Raw genomic sequence first — 1,430 nt, 5'->3', positions numbered from 1 at the left:
GGATCAAGTCTAAATGTTGTGGGGAAATATTAAAAAGTCGATTTTTGTATTTTAATCTTATATAGAAATGCAGGACTCTTTTATCGATATATTAAAGTTATTATTACCGGAAATTATAGTTGATTATTTTGAATTAACTTCTTATAAAAAAGGAGATGAGATGCTTCATTTGTATTTAAAAGAAATTAATTCAATTCCAAAAGAATACCTTAATTCTAAATTAAGCTCAAAAGGATTTTTTGACCAGATAACGGTTCAGGATTTTCCCATCCGCGGACATCAGGTATACCTTCACATTACCCGCAGAAGATGGCTCAATGAAGATACAGGAAAAGTAGTTTTCAGAGATTGGAATTTAGTGGCAGACGGAACTCGTGTAACCCAGGAGTTTGCGTCTTTTTTAAAAGAAATTAATAGATTCCAGTCCTAATGACTGTAATACTATTGCCTCTTTCTACGGAGTTTCGGGTAGAAATCTGCAATCCCAGTATAAAGATTTCTTAAGTGATTTTAAAGCATGGGATCAAATATCACACGCTGAAAAATGGCTTATTTTTCCAGAAAATATAGGTAAACGATTATCTATAGATGAAACATGCTTGTCAAACGGTGAGCTTTATACGGTTCTAACTAATAAATCTGCAAAAGGAAAGAAAGGAACTATAATTGCTATGGTCGCCGGGACTAAAGCCGAAACAGCAATTCAAATCATCGAAAAAATTGCTCTTAAAAAACGAAATCTGGTTAAAGAAATCACTTTGGACATGGCTGGAAGCATGAATTCAATTGCAAAGAAATGTTTTCCAAATGCAGTGCTGGTCACAGATCGTTTTCATGTGCAGAAACTAGCATCTGAAGCCCTGCAGGAAATCAGGATAAAATACCGTTGGGAAGCTATTGATCAGGAAAATGAAAGCATAGAAAAAGCAAAAAAAGCGAAAAAGAAATTCGAACCAGAACTTTTAAATAACGGAGATACCAAAAAACAGCTGCTGGCCAGAAGCCGTCATTTTTTGTATAAAAGCAGTTTTAAATGGTCGAAAAGCCAGACACAGCGCGCTGGTTTACTTTTTGACTTATATCCAGATCTTCAAAAAGCATATGATCTGACCCAGGATCTGCGAAATATATTTGAAAACACCAGAGATAAAATACTGGGTTTTGCTAAACTTGCCAAATGGCATGAAAAAGTATGCCAAGCTGGATTTAAATCATTCAACACAATATCCCGAACAATAACAAACCATTATCAGACAATTTTAAACTATTTTGATAACAGAAGCACAAATGCTTCAGCGGAATCCTTTAATGCAAAAATAAAAGCTTTTAGAGCAAAATTTAGAGGAGTTAGAAATATAAAATTCTTTCTATTTAGACTATCTAATATTTATGCTTAATTAGTCTTGCTCCACAGGTTTTCGTATTGATCC

At 33.9% G+C, this 1,430-nt stretch carries 2 protein-coding genes; both read left to right on the top strand.

Going from position 1 to position 1,430, the window contains the following annotated elements; all coding sequences use genetic code 11:
- Window positions 1-67 precede the first annotated feature (67 nt).
- Complete coding sequence (locus EG814_RS20855) at window positions 68-430, top strand: ISAon1 family transposase N-terminal region protein (RefSeq protein ID WP_125723794.1); 363 nt, start codon at window positions 68-70, stop codon at window positions 428-430.
- The gene (locus tag EG814_RS20850) at window positions 414-1,397 is read left to right on the top strand and encodes an ISAon1 family transposase (RefSeq protein WP_125723793.1); all 984 of its coding nucleotides are present in this window, start codon (window positions 414-416) and stop codon (window positions 1,395-1,397) included. Before EG814_RS20855 ends, EG814_RS20850 begins: the two co-directional genes overlap by 17 nt.
- The last annotated feature ends 33 nt before the right edge of the window (window positions 1,398-1,430 follow it).

The sequence above is a fragment of the Flavobacterium ustbae genome (assembly GCF_003946915.1).
Taxonomy (GTDB): Bacteria; Bacteroidota; Bacteroidia; order Flavobacteriales; family Flavobacteriaceae; genus Flavobacterium; species Flavobacterium ustbae.
Note: the sequence above shows the minus strand (reverse complement) of the source record. Positions and strands in the feature narration are given on the sequence as shown.

Excerpts from the sequence above, each read along its gene's own strand:
- EG814_RS20855 (WP_125723794.1), top strand. The coding sequence starts at position 68 with ATGCAGGACTCTTTTATCGATATATTAAAGTTATTATTACCGGAAATT.